Raw genomic sequence first — 16,234 nt, forward strand, 5'->3', positions numbered from 1 at the left:
TCTGCGGCGGACAGGCCGATTGATCACGCCAGCCTTAGCGGCCCGTATCCGTCATATCAGTTTCAAGCGCGGTTTCGGCATTCGACCGCAAACGTTCCAGCATGTCGAATGCGAGTGATTTTTCGGAAGCCGAAAAGCCGTCAAACAAGGCATCGTTGATCTGTTCATGGAAATCGGACAGATGGTCGAGCGCCTGTCCTGCCTTCGTCACATCGACGACACTCACACGGCCATCGTCCCCGGACGGCTTTCTGTAGAGAAGGCCACGTTCCTGCATACGCGCCACGATACGCGACGTGGCCGGCACGCCGCTTCTCATCATGTTGGAGATCGTCGTTATTCGTAGCGGCCCGTCGCGCCAGATGCATGACAGAACGACCCATTGCGGAAGGGTGAGGTCGTGTGGTTCCAGCCGTTTCGCACAGAGTGCGTTCATGCGCCCTGTAGCGAAGTTGAGACTTCTGCCGATGGATCGAACGGGGGTCACATTTTTTGTTGCCATGTAAAGTAAAGCCTCTAAGAAAGTTTACATGTAAACTTTCTAATGTCTGGTCCCTTCCTATGTGGGACCGAGCGACAAGTGAAAAGGAACTTTCCTATGGGCAAACATGTGCTGTTGATTGGCTGGCACCCCAGCGTGGTCGACTATTCCAAACATCCAGGACTGGACGCAGCAACGCTCGAGGCTGCTCTGCGAGCTGACGAACAGGCCTTGAATGATGCTGGCTACAAAGCCTCTCTCGGCTTCATTCATGACGATGATAGCGCAGCCGACACGGTTGCAAGTATGCTGCGGGGCACACGTTTCGATGTGGTCCTGATCGGCGCTGGCGTTCGCAAGAATAACGACAAGTTTCTTGTCTTCGAAACACTCGTCAATGTGGTGCACGCCAATGCGCCGCAGGCGAACATCGCGTTCAACACCGGGCCTAGAGACACGGCCGACGCGGTAAGGCGCTGGACTTGACGGGACTGTTACTGTTTCGCCGGAAGCAGTATCAGAGCGGAAACTCTGCGCGGAAATCGCGGGCTGGGGCTGTGTCGGTTGCAGGGCGTGCCAATGCGTAGCGGAGCGCCTGTCCATCGATGCTCAGCGTCCAGACATTCGGGTTGGATACGGCGATACCGTTTTCCGTAAAATTGGCCTTGGTCTGTTCATCCGCCGGGAAATCCTGCCGCTGTGCGGTTCCGCCATCCCGGGCCGGTCCGCCATAGTCCGTGACCGCTGACGGCGTACCGTCAGGCTCCACATGAATATGACGAAAAATCAGCGCGTCGCCCGTTCGACCGAGAACCCAGGTTCGCGACATGTCGCTCCCGACCGCGAGCGGCATGCGGATCACATCCTCCGAGCAACTGACGGGGCCGACGGTCAGCACTTGTCCGATCCAGTCCGCATCGACGGCCTGATCGCTGACGACCTCTCCGGTCACCGTCCTGTCGCAGAGAGCCAACATATTGTCGAAAAAGGCATCAGACGCAGTCTGCGGCGAAGTACAGGCCGCAAGAGCCAGCGGCGCGATAAGGAACAGGGTTCTCATGTGTCGACATCCGCATCGAGGGCATTGCTGATGATAAAGTCGCGGCGGGGTTCGACCACATCGCCCATCAGTTTCGTGAACAGATCGTCGGACGCATCCGCGGCTTCGATCTTGACCTGCAGAAGCGAGCGCGCATTGGCATCCAGCGTTGTCTCCCAGAGCTGATCCGGGTTCATTTCGCCGAGCCCCTTATAGCGCTGGATCTTGAAGCCCTTGCGACCGATTTCGAAAATGGTTTCGAGCAATTGCGCCGGACCATTGATCGGCACTGCGTCCTTGATCTCTCCCGATTTCGATGGGCGGCGGAACCAGGCCGTACCGTCGAATGTCTCCTGCAGGGACTCCGACATGCGGTTCAGGCGACGCGCGTCGGATGATTCCCGGAAGGCGTGACGCAGTGCGTAACGTTCGGTCACGCCGCGAACCTCGCGCTCGACCACGAGCGCCCCGTCATCGTCGTAACGGGCAATCCAGCCATCTTCGCCTTCATCGGCGATACGGTCGAGACGGGCCGCGGCACCGTCCAGCCGGTTTGGCATTTCGTCTGGCGCGAGTACGCCGCTGATGGCGAGTTGCGAAATGATGTTGTCAGGCGCGCGATGTTTCAGCCGGTCGATCAGGCTTTGCGCCTGCAATGCTTCGCGCGCGCGGGTCTTCAAGTCTTCGCCGGAGACGACGGCCCCGCTGGACAGTTCCAGCGTGGCGTCTTTCGACCCGGCATCGATCAGATATTCGTCCAGCTCGCCCTGATCCTTGATGTACTGGACCGACTTACCACGCTCCACCTTATAGAGCGGCGGCTGCGCGATGTAGAGATAGCCGCGTTCGATCAGCTCCGGCATCTGGCGGTAGAAGAAGGTCAGCAGCAGCGTACGGATATGCGCGCCGTCCACGTCGGCGTCGGTCATGATGACGATCTTGTGGTAGCGCGCCTTGTCCGCATCGAAATCCTCGCGCCCGATGCCGGTGCCGAGCGCGGTGATCATGGTGCCGATTTCCTGGCTCGAGAGCATACGGTCGAAACGCGCACGCTCGACGTTCAGGATTTTGCCCTTGAGCGGCAGGATTGCCTGGTTCTGGCGGTCGCGCGCCTGTTTGGCCGAGCCCCCAGCGGAATCGCCCTCCACGATGAAGATTTCAGACAGGGCGGGATCACGTTCCTGACAGTCGGCCAGCTTGCCGGGCAGACTGGCAATGTCGAGCGCGGACTTTCTGCGCGTCAGGTCACGCGCCTTGCGCGCCGCCTCGCGCGCGGCGGCTGCCTCCACGATTTTCAGCACGATCTGTTTCGCACTCGTCGGATTTTCCTCGAACCAGTCGCCGAGCGCTTCGCCCATCGCGCTCTCCACGACGGGACGCACTTCGGAACTCACCAGCTTGTCCTTGGTCTGGGAAGAAAATTTCGGGTCTGGCACCTTGACCGACAACACGCAGGTCAGCCCTTCGCGTGCATCATCACCGGAAATATTGACCTTCTCTTTCTTGGCGATCCCGGACTGGGCGGCATATTTATTGATGGTCCGGGTCAGCGCGCCGCGAAAACCGGCGACATGCGTGCCGCCGTCGCGCTGTGGGATGTTGTTGGTGAAGGCGCGGACATTCTCATGGTAGCTGTCATTCCACCACAGGGCGGCTTCCACCGTAATGCCGTCAACCTCTTTCTCGACCACGATCGGTGCGTCGATGACGGGCGCCTTGTTGGCGTCGAGATGGCGCACAAAGGCCTCGATCCCACCTTCATAATAAAGCTGCGTAACGATATGTTCTTCGGGACGTTCATCGGTCAGCGTGATGTTCACCCCGGAATTCAGAAAGGCCAGCTCGCGCAAACGCCGCTCCAGCGTGTCGCGGTCGAACTCCGTCATGGTGAAAGTCTCGTCGGACGGCATGAAGCGCACCTCCGTACCGGTCAGCACCTTGGTCGACCCATCGCGGCGTGTTTCCTCGGGCGCGTCGCCGACAATCTTAAGCGGAGAGACGGCATCGCCGTGGCTGAATTCCATCTCGTGAACCTTGCCATCACGCCAGATGCGAAGGCGAAGCCAGACCGACAGGGCATTCACCACTGACACGCCGACCCCGTGCAGACCGCCTGAGACCTTGTAGCTGTTCTGATCGAATTTGCCGCCAGCATGAAGCTGGGTCATGATGACTTCGGCGGCGGAGACACCTTCTTCGCCATGGATCGCAACGGGAATGCCGCGGCCATTGTCGCGCACGGAACAGGATCCGTCCGGGTGCAACGTCACCTCGACCTTGTCGGCATGCCCGGCCAGGCTTTCGTCGATGGAATTGTCCACGACTTCATAGACCATGTGGTGCAGGCCCGAGCCGTCATCCGTATCGCCGATATACATGCCCGGCCGTTTCCGAACCGCATCCAGACCCTTCAGGACCTTGATACTGTCAGCCCCATATTCGGGCTGTTCGGGAAGGGCGGCGGCAGGGTCGGACATACGGCTCGAATCAATCGTTTCGGATGCCCTACATGTAGGGTTTTACGCCGCATAATGCACGAATTTTACAGTCTTCCCTGCTGACTAGGATAAGAGAAGATTGCCCACTGACAGCTGGGCTCCTGCCGTCGTCGCTATTTGCTTGATGGCGACGGGGTCCCCGTCAATTCCGTTATTGTGCGCGACCGACAGAACCTTGGTTACGCCCTCGATCGCGTTCGTCACCGTGATCGATCCGAAGTCGGAAAACGGATCGAAATCCGTAACCCGTGTCGACGCATCGCCCACACCACCTGTCTCAGGCGGGAAGAACTGATTATCCTCCGGGCCGGTCCAGAGATCGTCACCCATGAGAAGAAAGTCGAAATCATCGTAATCCATAGCACCCTCATTTGCTTTGCTTTGCTTTGCCCTTTCACGGGTAATCGCAGTATCGGCAATGTCAAGCTGCAGCGCGCAAGAGCCGCTATTGTCGGCCTTGCAACGCAAGACTGTTGCGAACATAATTCCCCCAAACGCGGGAGAACTTCACACATGCGACACATGAAAGCCGTTCTGGCATCTGGTCTGATGGCAAGCCTCTGCGCCTGTTCGCCGCAACAGGATGTGGCTGAAAATCCGTCCCTTGATACGCCCACATCACAGACGGGCGTTGAAGACAGGACACCCGTCGATATTTTCGATGCGGACGCCTTTCTGGACGCGGCCAGCCCCGAACAACGCGCTATCCTGGGTGAAATTCGCGACATCGACGCCAACCTGGCCCCAACCGATCCGAATGCGATCATCGCCGCCGTGGCGTCGGCCCGCACCAAGGCCGAGGGCGTTCTACCCGAATCCCATCCCGCCTGGGCGGCCCTGACCAACCTCGAGGCCACGGCGCAGTTCTATCTGGGTGACCCTGCCAAGGCCTATGAGGGTCTGCAAAAGGCTTATGAAGAATTCAAGCTGGCCGGTCATCACCCGAGCGATGAGTCGATTCAGACGCTCGGCAGCCTTGTCACCATTGCCCGGATGCGCGGAGAACCCGAGCAGTCCGAAGCTTATCTCGAGGAACAGCGTATCGCCGTCGAAGCCGTGCAGGGCCCGTCGAGCATGGATATGTCGCAAATCCTCTACAATAAGGGGGCCATCGCCTTTTCGCGCAACGATTATGCATTGGCCATCGACTGGATGAAGCAGGCCGTGGCCATGTCCACCGCCGAACATGATCCGGACAGACCCGAGCAGGTGGAACGTGTCGTCGGACAGACGACATCCCTTGCCGCGCTCTATGACCGCACAAATGCACCGGGACAGGCAGTTGAATATAATCGACGGGCGTCTGACCTGGCCGCAGCGCGGCTGCCCGCCGGTCAGCCGACGCGTCTATTCGCACAGAATAATTATGCCAGCATGTTGTCCAATCAGGGTCGTTTTGCAGAAGCCCGAACGATCCTGGTCGACGTTCTCGAACAACGGCGCAATGATCCTGATCCTGAAAGCCGCGAAATGGGCATCACCCAGCATTCGCTGGGCTTTGCTCTCATGAAGCTTGGTGATGAAGAGGCCGCCGAAACCCATCTGGTCGAGGCCAGACGCCTGTTCCAGCAAGGCGAAGGCCGGGGCGAACCCCTGCGGGCCACGCTCTCGCTGGCGGTTCTGGCGGAAACGGCTGATCGCACCGGGCGCTACGAGACGGCACGGGAACGCTGGATCGAAGCGGACCGGGAATTTATTGAACTAAGCGGAGAAGAAAATACGGAACGCGTTCCGGTGTTGTTGTCTTTGGCACGCAACGCGGTCAAGCAGGGCGCGAAGGACGAGGCGCAACCTTTTGCTGTCAGCGCCGTGTCAATTGCCGAAGCGCGCAGCATGACGGATCATCCTTTCGCCCTTCAGGGACGCATTCTGGCCGGTCTGAATAACGCCGACGCGCGCCAGGCCGCGATCAGGGACGCCCTGTCGATTTCCACCCGGGAAACAGCCGCCGCCCGACTGGCGCCCGATTACGATCCGGGACGTCTGTCGATCTATCACCCAGCCCTCGACGTCGCCGCTGGACTGTCCTTGCGGGACGGTCGGATCGACGACGCGCTGGAGGCGATGCAGCTGCGCCATCTCGATGAAGTGGCGGAAAATGCGATTGCCGCCCGCTTGCGGCGTGATACGGATGATGCTGACTCCCTGCGCACCTTGCAGGATGCGCGGCAACGCTACACCGAACTGGACCGACAATATCTGGCCGCGCTGGCCGCCGGGTCGGACGCGCTGTCCGATGCCGCCAAGGCGCGAAACGAACAGCTGGCCACAGTTCGCCAGTTGTTGGAGCAGATGGACTCACACGCACTCAACTGGGACGCCACACGCTCGGATGCCGTCCGGTCGCGTCTCGCAGACGGGCAAGGCCTGCTCATCCTTCATATGGGTGACGTCTTCCCGGCAGCGGCCCTGATCACACAGGACACGACGATCCATGCCCCGATTGCCGCGACGCATGTCGAGCTGATCGAACACATTCGCGCCCTGCGAATGAGTGTCGACATAACATCGACTGGCGATGACGGGCTCGACAGCGCAGCCAATCTCTACCGCACGCTGTTCCCGGACAATTTGCAGGACGCGCTCTCTGAACTGTCCGATCTTCTGATCTACGCCCCCGGAGACGGGCTTTCCGTCCCTTTTGCCGCGCTGAGAGACGAAAGCGGGACATGGCTTGGGGAAGCCAAAGGGCTTCGTGTCCTGCCGGTTCTGTCCAATCTCGGCACGGGCCAGCCCATTTCTGAAAGAGCCAGGTTCATCGGCATTGGCGACCCGACCCTGTCGCCGCCGCCTGCCGGCCAGGTCTCTGAGAACCAGACACCTGACGACCAGGCTTCACCCGACCCGACCTATATGTCGGCGATCGCCTCATTCGGTCCGGGCATCCTGATGCGGGGCGGCATGGGTGACGCCGCCGCGATCCGAAGCCTGCCGTCCCTGCCCGCCACGCGTCAGGAGCTGAACACTGTCGCGCAGTTCTTCGGCAAGCGCAGGTCCAAGGTTCTGTTGGCCGCAGATGCGACCGAGGCCGATGTCCGGGAGAGCGGGTTCGAGGATTATAACGTCATCAGCTTTGCCACCCATGCGCTGGTATCCGGCGAAATCCCCGGCCTGAAGGAACCGGCGCTCGTCCTGACACCACCAGACGGTGAGGCGACGTCGACCCGCAATGACGGGCTTCTGACCCAGAGCGAGATTACCGAGTACGATATTGATGGCGGCTGGGTTGTTCTGTCCGCCTGCAATACGGCGGGCGCCCGGACGCTGGGTGCGCCAGGACTGTCCGGCCTGACATCGGCCTTTCTCTATAGCGGTGCCGACACGCTGATGGTCTCGCACTGGCCCGTGCGGGACGATGCCGCCGCCTTTCTGTCGACACGCACGATTGCGGGTGCTGCGAAGGGTCTGTCACCCGAACAGGCGCTGCGCCAGGCCATGTCGGATCTGCGCGCATCTGATCTGCCGGGGGCGGACCACCCCCGTATCTGGGCCCCATTTGTTATTGTCGGGCGGTAAGCTTAGCCGTCGGACCTAGCGATCCGGGGCTTCGTCCAGCTTGCGTATTTTCGCAAGCCCCGGAAAGACCTTGCCGACAAGCGCGGCGACACCGATCGCGGCGATACCGCCTGCCGTCACGGTAAAGACCGCCCCCCATACAGCTGCCATCAGCCCGGCACGGAACTCGCCCAGCTCGTTGCTTGCACCCAGAAAGATGCCATTCACTGCATTGACCCGGCCGCGCACTTCGTCCGGCGTCCAGAGCTGTAGGATGATCTCGCGAATATAGACGCTGACCATGTCGAAAGCTCCGACCGCGATCAGCGCGGTTATGGAGAGCCAGGCAAGCCGAGACATGCCGAAAATGGCGGTCGCCAGCCCGAACAGGGCGACAGTGATGAGCAGGATCTTGCCGGCATGATCACGCACGGGAAAACGCGTCAGCACGAGCAACATGGCGATCGCACCGATACCGGGCGCCGCGCGTAACAGGCCGAGCCCCTGCGGTCCCAATTCCAGAATATCGCGCGCATAGATCGGCATGAGGGCCACCGCGCCGCCCAGCAGCACGGCGAACAGATCGAGGCTGATCGCACCCAGCACGACCTTTTCCCGCCACACATAGGAAAACCCGCCGAGCAGAACGGACAGAGATGTCGGTTCTGTTTCGATCCGCTGCGGTGGCTTCGGAATGGAGAAGATCAGAAAGCCGGACAGAAACAGCAAGACCACAGCCGTCCCGTAAGCCGTTTGCGCAGAAATCCCATAGATCAGTCCGCCCGCGGCGGGTCCTGCAATATGGGCGAGTTGCCAGCTCGCCGTGTTCCACCCGACCGCATTGGGGAAGTCCTTTTTCGGCACCAGATTGACGGCCAGTGACGAGGCGGCGGGCGTGTAGAAGGCGCGACAGACGCCGAACACGGTCAATGTTGTCAGAACGAGAACGGGATCGAAATTGCCGGTCAGCGCCAGCAGCAGGATTACCATCGCGCATAGCATTTCCAGCCAGATCGCACTGCCCATGATCAGACGCCGTCCCATCCGGTCCGAGGCAAGTCCCGCTGGAATAACCAGTAGAACGGCAGGCAGGAACTGTACCAGCCCGATCAGGCCGAGCAGCAGTGCGCTACCCGTTTCATCATAGAGCTGCCAGCCAATCGCCGTGGCCAGGATCTGCACAGCGGTTGCCGAGCAAAACCGCGCGGTAAAATAGCGCGAATAGCTGCTGTGCCGGAAGGCGGCGAACTGATCGTCGCGCTGTGGCGTGTCCCCTGTCATGATCGGCGCTTACAGCAAAGCCCTGGCTTGGACACGCCCGAATCCGGTCCCGCTCATTGTACGCATAAAAAAAGCGCCCGTGCGAGGCGCTTTTTTTTGTCGCGAAATCTTTGCAGCGCCTATCCGGGTTTGCGGAATTTCAGCGTCATGCGGTTTGTTTCGCCGATGGCTTCCATTTCGGCCCGCAGTTCGGGATTATCGTTGGACGTCCCAAGCGTCGGCGGCAGACGCCAGACCATATCGTCCGTTGTCGGCATGTCGTTCGGGTTGGCATTGATGTCCGATTCGCCGTCCAGCACGAAGCCCGCCGCTTCAAAGGCCGCAATCACGTCCGGCTTGCGCAGATAGCCATTGGACCCATTAGCCCAGGCAGCATCTGCATCATCAGGGCCTGCGTGCTGAACCACGCCGACCACGCCGCCCGGTATCAGACTGCCGTAAACGGCGGTCAACGCGTCAGTCATATAATTGCCTTCTGCGTTGAAACGGGACAGATTGTGCAATGCACGAATGAATAGGAAGGCGTCCAGCGACCCATCCTGCGGCAGGGTTTCAAATGTATAGGCCTCGATATCGATGTCGGCATCGGTCCATCCACGCGCCGTCGTGACCCATTCGTCTGCCCATGTTTCCTTGCTGGCCAGAAACTCTTCCGTCGCAAAACCGAACTCACCCCACATCGGGATCGTGTAGTCGACCGCCACCATTCGTCCCTCATCGCCAAGATAGGGCAGCAGGATCTTGGAGTACCAGCCACCCCCTGGAAGCGCATCGCCGACAGCCATGCCCGGTGCGATCCCAAAGAATTGCAAGGTCTCCCCTGGATTGCGCGCATTGAATCGGGCCTTGGCCGTGTCGTCTTGCGCATTGAGAACTGCCGTCATCGCATCCGCATCAAAGGTCATCGTCGCGACGTCCGCCGTCTGAGTTTCCACCGCAACCTCGGCTACACCGGCGTCCGTCGTATCAGCGACATCCCCATCCGCAGGCGAACAAGCCGCAATGAGGGTCATGCAGGCCAGAGCCGACAGGCTGACCTTGAAATAATGTGAACGGATCATGGTGGACTCCTTCAGGGTTGGATGGCCGGACCCGGCTTCGGGCGGCCGTTTCTATGGCGCAATGACCTACCGATATTTGGCTGGCGAGCGTGTGTCGTGGAACTGACCATATTTGCGGAACCGTTCCAGATAGTCGGGGACGATGGCCTCGATCGTGTCGGGGGCGATATTCAGAGCCGCAAAGCCCGGATGGTCGCCAGACGCGACATTGTCGACCTTCAGATTTTCAACCTGATCGCGGGTCAGGAACGGCGTCACGAACGGTAGCGCGCCGCTCATCTCGCCCATAAAGCCGAGTGCGCCAGACGCAAACCAGGGCACAGGCACCAGCAGGCGGCGACGATCGATCGCATCCAGAGTGAAGCGCATGAGCTGCTTGAAGCTGTAGGTCTGTGGCCCGGCCAGCTCATAGGTCGTGCCGGTCGTTCCCAGCCGGATGACGGTCGCGACGGCCTTGGCGACATCGCCGACATAGGCAGGCTGAAAGGCCGTGTCGCCGCCGCCGATCAACGGCAAAGCCGGGGCCATATTGGCCATGGCGGCGAACCGGGTAAAGAAACCATCGCCTTCACCGAAAATGATCGATGGTCGCAGGATATCCGCGCTGGGTACGCGGTCGCGAATGCGGGCTTCGCCATCGCCCTTGGTCCGGGCATAATCGGATGCGGATGCCGTGTCGGCGCCGATCGCGGAAATATGCGCTAGATTGGTGATGCCGCGATTCGCGCAGGCTGTTGCGATTGCATCCGCGCCCTCGACATGCAGCGCATCGAACGTCTGACGCCCGGATTCATGCAATAGCGCGACCAGATTGACACAGGCATCAGCCCCATCCAGCGCAGCGTCGACCGATTCCGGGAAGCGCAGATTGGCCTGAACCAGTTGCACCTGTCCGACCATGCCATTGACGCGCAATTCGGGCGACAGGTGCGGACGCCGGGTTGCGACCCGCACACGCCAGCCATCCGCGACCAGCGCGCGCACAACATGACGACCGACAAAGCCGGAACCGCCAAAGACCGTGACCAGACCATTATGCATGCTGAGCAAGCTTTCCCTGTTGAGACTGCGCCTCGACTAGCCCGAAGGACGCCGCCTGTCCATCATGCGATGACGGGAATAGGGATACCCAAGACAGACCTATCGTGACCCTGTGCGCCCCTGCTATGAGGCGGGAAGACGCTGCAACCATCTGGGGCAACCACCCTCAGAAACCACCAGGAGACATTCATGCGAATCCTGTTGTTGAGCGGCGCCGGCATCAGCGCAGAGTCAGGATTGAAGACATTTCGCGACAATGACGGATTGTGGGAAAATCACCGCGTCGAGGACGTCGCGACGCCAGAAGCCTTTGCTCGCGATCCGCAGCTTGTCCATCGCTTCTATAATCTGCGTCGGGCGGCTCTGGCAGATGTGCGCCCAATCCGGCGCATATGGCGTTGGCGACCCTGCAGGACGGACTCCGAGACGCTGGCGGAGACCTCGTTATCGTGACTCAGAATGTCGATGACCTGCACGAGCGCGGCGGCGCGCGCGACATCATCCATATGCACGGGTCGCTGACCATGGCCCTTTGCGCGGCGTGCGGACATCGCTGGCCATGCCGGACGGAACTGACAGTCGCTTCGCAATGCCCCGCTTGTCAAAGCGTTGGCAGTCCGCGGCCCGATATCGTCTGGTTCGGGGAAATGCCCTATCACATCGCCCGGATCGAGGCCGAACTGGCACGCGCAGACCTGTTCGTCTCGGTCGGAACGTCGGGGGCAGTCTATCCCGCTGCCGGTTTCGTACAGATGGCGCGACAGGCCGGAATCCGCACGTTGGAGCTCAATCTGGAACCGTCGCTAGGATCGCACTGGTTCCATGAAACACGCAACGGCCCAGCCGGGACGATTGTCCCGGACTGGGCCGAAGAGACGCTCGCCGCGCTGGCGAGCGTCGATCATCTGCCGTGATCCTAGAAGCGGAAGCTACCGCGCAAAGTCACGGGAACGGAGAGTTTGGAACCGTCATCCGTGTAACCGGCAGCTGTAGCCGCCGCAGCACGATCTTGGCTGCCGGACCAGCGAATACCGGATTCCAGTGCAAGGCTCGCTGTGCGTGAGACAGGCATTTCAATGCCAGCCGTGCCGCTCGCAGTCGGGACCCAGCCCGCTTCGTTCAGCGCGATCGGTGCAGCCGTGGTCAATGTGATATCGTCGATATATTCCGCACCGACTGTCGCGCCGAGATAAGGCCGCAGACCTGAGCGGCCGGCACCAACATATTGGCGCAGTCCGAGTTCAGCGCCGTAGCTCTTATAATCGGAAAACTGACCATTGACGGTGACAGCGCCAATCGTGCCGACAGGCACGCCGGTTTCGCCTTCGGCTTCCTTGTAGAAGCCCCGCGCCAGAACCGTCGTATTGGGACGGACGTCACGCGCCAGACCGGCGGAAACCCGGTAACCGCGTTTGAACGCATCCGAATAGCCTGTCTGCGTGGTTGTCATCGGACCGACCGCATTACCGGCCTGAATGATATCACCATCGATGAATTCTTCCGCGCCGACTTCGAGCTCGAGACGCGTAGCGCCAATATGTTGCACGCCATAGCCTGCTGGACGATAGGACGCCCCATAGGAGGTTCCGTAGGATGAGTAGGTCGGTGCCGACCAGGAATTATGGCCGTAGCTGCTGCCCTGATAGGCACAGCCGGTCGCAGCCAGTGATAATGCGCCCGCAGCGCACAGAAGACGGTTGAGTTTCATAGGTCGAGCCCCTCGCTAGGTTAAGCTGAGCATCGACTTTGCAACTCCCGTACCAGTTCATGACGAGATGGTTAGAAAAGTCGGGATCGCGGACACTGAAAGGAAATGCAACTCGGCTCAAAGAGCGCGTTCCAGCGCCGTTTCACAATGAATGCGCGTCGTATCGAAGACCGGCAGCGGACTATTATCCGGATCAAGCAGCAACCCCACTTCGGGACAACCCAGGATCAGACAGTCCGCCCCCATCTGCTTCAACTGTTTCGCAATGGCGACATAGGCCTCCCGGCCCTCCGCCGTGACGACCTGGCGACATAAGTCCTCATAGATGATGTCGTGAATCTGCGTCCGATCATCAGGCGCCGGAACGATGGGCTGCTGGCCGAGACCGCGCAGCCGGTCGAGATAGAAGCGATCTTCCATGGTGAAACGGGTCCCGATCAGGCCGGGGCGGGAGAACCCCGCCGCCGTGATCCGCTCCGCCGTTGCGTCGGCGATATGAACAAGCGGGATCGACACATCCCGCATCATGCGCGGCACGACCTTGTGCATCGTGTTCGATGCCAGAACGATCATGTCTGCGCCGCCGCGTTCCAGCGCTTCAGCCTGTGCAGCCAGCATATCGCCCAAAGCGCCCCAGGCCCCTTCCGTCTGCAAATGGGCCGCCTGACCGAAATCGACGGAATGGATCAGCAGGCGTGGACTGTGCACGCCGCCAAGGCGCTCCGCGCTCAACTCACAGAGCAGCTCGTAATATTGCAGGGTGGACGCCGTGCTCATCCCGCCCAGCACACCGATGGTCTTCATGCTGGGTGGCGTAACGGACGGCACAGTCATACATTCCCTCTATCACCACCCCACCCGACTGCAATGGGAACGCAATAAGACGTTGACGCCAGGCAGGACCTTTTCTATGGGGCGCGCCTTGCCAATAACGTGCCCAGATGGCGGAATTGGTAGACGCGCCAGCTTCAGGTGCTGGTGTCCGTATGGACGTGGAGGTTCGAGTCCTCTTCTGGGCACCATTCATTCTTCCCACCTTATCCCATTCTGTCCAAAAATCATTAAATTTCATACAGTTGTATGAAATTTTCAGGCCTATCCTGTCCTATGATGTCCCAGCGCATCTGATGGCATCCGATTTGTCTGCTGGCATTCTCAATGGCATCGAAGGAGCTCACAACGAACTTTTTTGAGGCGATGCCATCACATGAAACTCTCAGATGCGAAGGTCAGGAACTTCAAACCCGCCGCCAAAATCTACCGCAAAACGGACGGGGAGAACTTGTTTGTCGAGGTAAAACCTAACGGGACGAAGCTTTGGAAGATGGCTTACCGTTTCGGAGGCAAGCAAAAAACGCTTTCATTTGGGGTATATCCCGATGTGTCGCTCTCCATGGCGAGGCAACGTAAGCAGGACGCTCGGCGACTTCTCGCGGAAGGCATTGATCCGAGAGCAAGAGAAAAAGAGATAGAAGAAGAGAGGCTTTCTCAGGAAAAATTTACGTTCGCGAATGTAGCTGAAGAGCTTCTCCAAAAACTCGAGAAAGATAAGTTAGCTCCGGCTACTTTGAAAAAGAAGCGGTGGCTCATCGGTTTTGCAAACCCAACCATCGGCGACATCCCGATCAAGGAGTTGAAAGCGAGCGACGTTCATCCTGCGCTTCGCAAAGTCGAAGCAAGAGGAACCTACGAAACCGCTAAGCGCGTAAGATCAACTATCGGTCAGGTGTGCCGGTATGCCGTGGCTACCGCTCGCGCTGACGGCGACCCCACACAGGCTCTTAAAGGAGCGCTCGTTGCTCCGTCAGTGAAACATATGGCGGCCTTGACCAAAAAAGAGGATTTTGAGCAGCTTGTCAGGGCGATTTGGGACTATCAAGGTGGTTCGCTAGAGATCAGAACTGCGCTCAAACTGATGGTGCTTCTTTATCCAAGGCCCGGCGAACTCCGTAAAGCTGTGTGGGAAGAATTCGACCTTGAGAAAGGCACCTGGACCATCCCTGCGGAACGAATGAAATCCCGGCGGCAACATAAAAAGCCCTTGCCCCGAACCGCGATACATCTACTTCGTTCACTCAGGTCTTACGGAGCACAACAAACACTCACGTTCGCGTCGATCCTGTCTTACGGCAAACCTATCAGTGAGAATACGCTCAATCAGGCTTTACGTCGCATGGGCTTTCGAAAAGATGAGGCAACGTCTCATGGTTTTCGGGCAAGTGCTTCAAGCCTCATCAATGAGTCTGGAAAATGGAACATCGACGCAATAGAGGCGGAGCTTTCCCACATCGGAGCTGATCAGGTGCGGCGCGCCTATAACCGCTCTGTCTACTGGGATGAACGCGTCGAAATGGCCGAATGGTGGGCGGAGGAAATCCGCAGCATGCTTTGATTGGCTTGCAATTAATGTCACTTCCTTGATTTGGGTTTTTCGGACATGCTGGCTGAATGTCCGAGCCCTCATTTATAGACGCGGCCATTCAAACTGTCCCGAACGAGTTGATCGACCGTTTGGTAAAAGCTTGCATTGCAGATGGCGCGTCAAATCGAGAAGCTAGAGAGTGTGTATCCAAGATAATCCGCTTCATTGCCGAAGAGGCCTTAGTCGTCGACGTTGGAGGGAGAGTAAAATCCCTCAAAAGGAAGGAAATTAGAGCGATTAAGACCATAATAAAAGCAAACGTGAGAAGCGCTGCTGCGTGGCGTTCACTGAGCGATGACGCAAGAACGCTATTCTTGGACTTCGTTGAATTGCACCTCCCACGATTTGTAGAACCAAAGCCTGATGTGTCACTTGCTCGAATTATGAGTGTTCATGATCTCTTCTTAGAGATTGACCCCGAAGATTTCGAAGATTTCGCCCCCTCTCCAGGGCGCAGGGTCCATCCATCCATAGGGATCATCGCGGGAGAAGCCTTGTTCCTGTGGCATGAATCAACTGGTACCTACCCTGCACGAACGAAAGACAAGATAGACTCCCATCCCACACACGAGTTTTTTCAGTGTCTGCCACTGATTATGTCGTACATTTATAGACCGGAACATGAAGTCAGCCAGCAGTTGACTGAACGCTCTCTATTGGATGCCGCATCCAAGAAGATCGAAGCTTGGAAAGCTCCTGAAAGCGAACTCTGAAGTCGTGAATGTCGACATTTCTTCGATTTAGCGCCTTCGACGACTTCAAAATCACCTCCTACCTTCGGAACAAATTTCCAAGGAAGGAACAGTTCATGTCAAATCACGGCAAAGCCCTAGAGCAACCATTTTTTGCAAGCATCAAAGATTGGACCAAGCTTGCTGGGATGTCCCGGAGCAAAACTTACGTCTTGCTGGGTGAAGGAAAATTGAAAGCCGTTAAGGTCGACGGACGGACACTTATTGACGTTCAGAGAAGCATCGCATGGGTCAAAAGCCAACCATCATGGCGACCCCAATCAGGTTTTGAACAGTAGTGTGAGGGGGCTTTCAGTTTTTTAAATCGCATCATTTTCTCAGGCGTCATTAGGGTTTCCGGCGAGTTCGCTTGGTTGAAACGGTGAAGCGATATTTTGTGTCAATAGCAGCTCCACCTCATTGCATTAATCATTGCCTCATTCGTAGGTTCAGCCACGAAAGATCAGGGTGAACCGC

At 58.6% G+C, this 16,234-nt stretch carries 13 protein-coding genes, 1 tRNA gene and 1 pseudogene; 6 read left to right on the plus strand and 9 right to left on the minus strand.

The genetic code is table 11. The features are described 5' to 3' along the window. Positions 1-34 precede the first annotated feature (34 nt). A complete protein-coding gene (locus AB6B39_RS00700; protein ID WP_284371893.1) occupies positions 35-436 on the minus strand; it encodes a MarR family winged helix-turn-helix transcriptional regulator in 402 nt (133 codons plus the stop codon). A gap of 162 nt (positions 437-598) precedes the next feature. Here AB6B39_RS00700 and AB6B39_RS00705 point away from each other — a divergent pair, with 162 nt between their 5' ends. Then, the gene (locus tag AB6B39_RS00705) at positions 599-967 is read left to right on the plus strand and encodes a hypothetical protein (protein WP_284371891.1); all 369 of its coding nucleotides are present in this window, start codon (positions 599-601) and stop codon (positions 965-967) included. A 31-nt stretch (positions 968-998) separates the two neighbouring features. Here AB6B39_RS00705 and AB6B39_RS00710 read toward each other — a convergent pair whose 3' ends face one another. From AB6B39_RS00710 to AB6B39_RS00720, 3 genes are all read right to left on the minus strand, one after another. Further along, on the minus strand, positions 999-1,541 hold the full coding sequence (locus tag AB6B39_RS00710; protein ID WP_284371889.1) for a hypothetical protein: 543 nt from the start codon (positions 1,539-1,541) through the stop codon (positions 999-1,001). Beyond that, positions 1,538-3,997, minus strand: a complete 2,460-nt coding sequence (gyrB, locus tag AB6B39_RS00715; RefSeq protein ID WP_284371886.1) for a DNA topoisomerase (ATP-hydrolyzing) subunit B — start codon at positions 3,995-3,997, stop codon at positions 1,538-1,540. The genes AB6B39_RS00710 and gyrB overlap by 4 nt, the downstream gene beginning before the upstream one ends. An 84-nt stretch (positions 3,998-4,081) precedes the next feature. Beyond that, positions 4,082-4,378, minus strand: coding sequence for a hypothetical protein (locus AB6B39_RS00720; protein ID WP_284371884.1), 297 nt, complete (start codon positions 4,376-4,378; stop codon positions 4,082-4,084). A 153-nt stretch (positions 4,379-4,531) separates the two neighbouring features. Between AB6B39_RS00720 and AB6B39_RS00725 the strand changes: the two genes are divergently transcribed. Beyond that, positions 4,532-7,534: a CHAT domain-containing tetratricopeptide repeat protein gene (locus tag AB6B39_RS00725; RefSeq protein WP_284371882.1), complete on the plus strand. Its 3,003-nt coding sequence runs from the start codon at positions 4,532-4,534 to the stop codon at positions 7,532-7,534. Positions 7,535-7,549: 15 nt separating this feature from the next. Here AB6B39_RS00725 and AB6B39_RS00730 read toward each other — a convergent pair whose 3' ends face one another. From AB6B39_RS00730 to AB6B39_RS00740, 3 genes are all read right to left on the minus strand, one after another. Continuing rightward, the gene (locus AB6B39_RS00730; protein WP_284371880.1) at positions 7,550-8,794 is read right to left on the minus strand and encodes an MFS transporter; all 1,245 of its coding nucleotides are present in this window, start codon (positions 8,792-8,794) and stop codon (positions 7,550-7,552) included. Positions 8,795-8,913: 119 nt separating this feature from the next. Beyond that, positions 8,914-9,855, minus strand: a complete 942-nt coding sequence (locus AB6B39_RS00735) for a class I SAM-dependent methyltransferase (RefSeq protein ID WP_284371878.1) — start codon at positions 9,853-9,855, stop codon at positions 8,914-8,916. Positions 9,856-9,921: 66 nt separating this feature from the next. After that, complete coding sequence (locus tag AB6B39_RS00740; RefSeq protein WP_284371876.1) at positions 9,922-10,896, minus strand: complex I NDUFA9 subunit family protein; 975 nt, start codon at positions 10,894-10,896, stop codon at positions 9,922-9,924. 189 nt (positions 10,897-11,085) lie between these two features. Here AB6B39_RS00740 and AB6B39_RS00745 point away from each other — a divergent pair. Continuing rightward, a pseudogene (locus tag AB6B39_RS00745) lies at positions 11,086-11,810 on the plus strand (NAD-dependent deacylase). A gap of 2 nt (positions 11,811-11,812) precedes the next feature. Here the strand turns inward: AB6B39_RS00745 and AB6B39_RS00750 are convergent. Both AB6B39_RS00750 and AB6B39_RS00755 read right to left on the minus strand, forming a co-directional pair. Next, the gene (locus AB6B39_RS00750) at positions 11,813-12,604 is read right to left on the minus strand and encodes a hypothetical protein (RefSeq protein ID WP_284371869.1); all 792 of its coding nucleotides are present in this window, start codon (positions 12,602-12,604) and stop codon (positions 11,813-11,815) included. A 117-nt stretch (positions 12,605-12,721) separates the two neighbouring features. After that, the gene (locus tag AB6B39_RS00755) at positions 12,722-13,438 is read right to left on the minus strand and encodes an aspartate/glutamate racemase family protein (protein WP_284371867.1); all 717 of its coding nucleotides are present in this window, start codon (positions 13,436-13,438) and stop codon (positions 12,722-12,724) included. A 101-nt stretch (positions 13,439-13,539) separates the two neighbouring features. Between AB6B39_RS00755 and AB6B39_RS00760 the strand changes: the two genes are divergently transcribed. The 3 genes from AB6B39_RS00760 to AB6B39_RS00770 all read left to right on the plus strand — a co-directional run bounded on the left by AB6B39_RS00760 (position 13,540) and on the right by AB6B39_RS00770 (position 15,739). Next, positions 13,540-13,626, plus strand: a tRNA-Leu gene (locus AB6B39_RS00760). A gap of 185 nt (positions 13,627-13,811) precedes the next feature. After that, positions 13,812-14,996: a tyrosine-type recombinase/integrase gene (locus AB6B39_RS00765; RefSeq protein WP_284371865.1), complete on the plus strand. Its 1,185-nt coding sequence runs from the start codon at positions 13,812-13,814 to the stop codon at positions 14,994-14,996. Between the two features lie 56 nt (positions 14,997-15,052). Next, entirely contained in the window at positions 15,053-15,739 is a 687-nt protein-coding gene (locus AB6B39_RS00770) for a hypothetical protein (RefSeq protein ID WP_284371860.1), read from the plus strand. The last annotated feature ends 495 nt before the right edge of the window (positions 15,740-16,234 follow it).

The sequence above is a fragment of the Algimonas porphyrae genome (assembly GCF_041429795.1).
GTDB lineage: Bacteria > Pseudomonadota > Alphaproteobacteria > Caulobacterales > Maricaulaceae > Litorimonas > Litorimonas porphyrae.

Bases quoted from the DNA above. Each gene is read 5' to 3' on its own strand.
- AB6B39_RS00750 (WP_284371869.1), bottom strand. From the start codon at position 12,604: ATGAAACTCAACCGTCTTCTGTGCGCTGCGGGCGCATTATCACTGGCT.
- AB6B39_RS00730 (WP_284371880.1), bottom strand. From the start codon at position 8,794: ATGACAGGGGACACGCCACAGCGCGACGATCAGTTCGCCGCCTTCCGG.
- AB6B39_RS00765 (WP_284371865.1), top strand. From the start codon at position 13,812: ATGAAACTCTCAGATGCGAAGGTCAGGAACTTCAAACCCGCCGCCAAA.
- AB6B39_RS00725 (WP_284371882.1), top strand. From the start codon at position 4,532: ATGCGACACATGAAAGCCGTTCTGGCATCTGGTCTGATGGCAAGCCTC.
- AB6B39_RS00755 (WP_284371867.1), bottom strand. From the start codon at position 13,438: ATGACTGTGCCGTCCGTTACGCCACCCAGCATGAAGACCATCGGTGTG.
- AB6B39_RS00710 (WP_284371889.1), bottom strand. From the start codon at position 1,541: ATGAGAACCCTGTTCCTTATCGCGCCGCTGGCTCTTGCGGCCTGTACT.
- AB6B39_RS00770 (WP_284371860.1), top strand. From the start codon at position 15,053: ATGTCCGAGCCCTCATTTATAGACGCGGCCATTCAAACTGTCCCGAAC.
- gyrB (WP_284371886.1), bottom strand. From the start codon at position 3,997: ATGTCCGACCCTGCCGCCGCCCTTCCCGAACAGCCCGAATATGGGGCT.
- AB6B39_RS00705 (WP_284371891.1), top strand. From the start codon at position 599: ATGGGCAAACATGTGCTGTTGATTGGCTGGCACCCCAGCGTGGTCGAC.
- AB6B39_RS00700 (WP_284371893.1), bottom strand. From the start codon at position 436: ATGAACGCACTCTGTGCGAAACGGCTGGAACCACACGACCTCACCCTT.
- AB6B39_RS00720 (WP_284371884.1), bottom strand. From the start codon at position 4,378: ATGGATTACGATGATTTCGACTTTCTTCTCATGGGTGACGATCTCTGG.
- AB6B39_RS00735 (WP_284371878.1), bottom strand. From the start codon at position 9,855: ATGATCCGTTCACATTATTTCAAGGTCAGCCTGTCGGCTCTGGCCTGC.
- AB6B39_RS00740 (WP_284371876.1), bottom strand. From the start codon at position 10,896: ATGCATAATGGTCTGGTCACGGTCTTTGGCGGTTCCGGCTTTGTCGGT.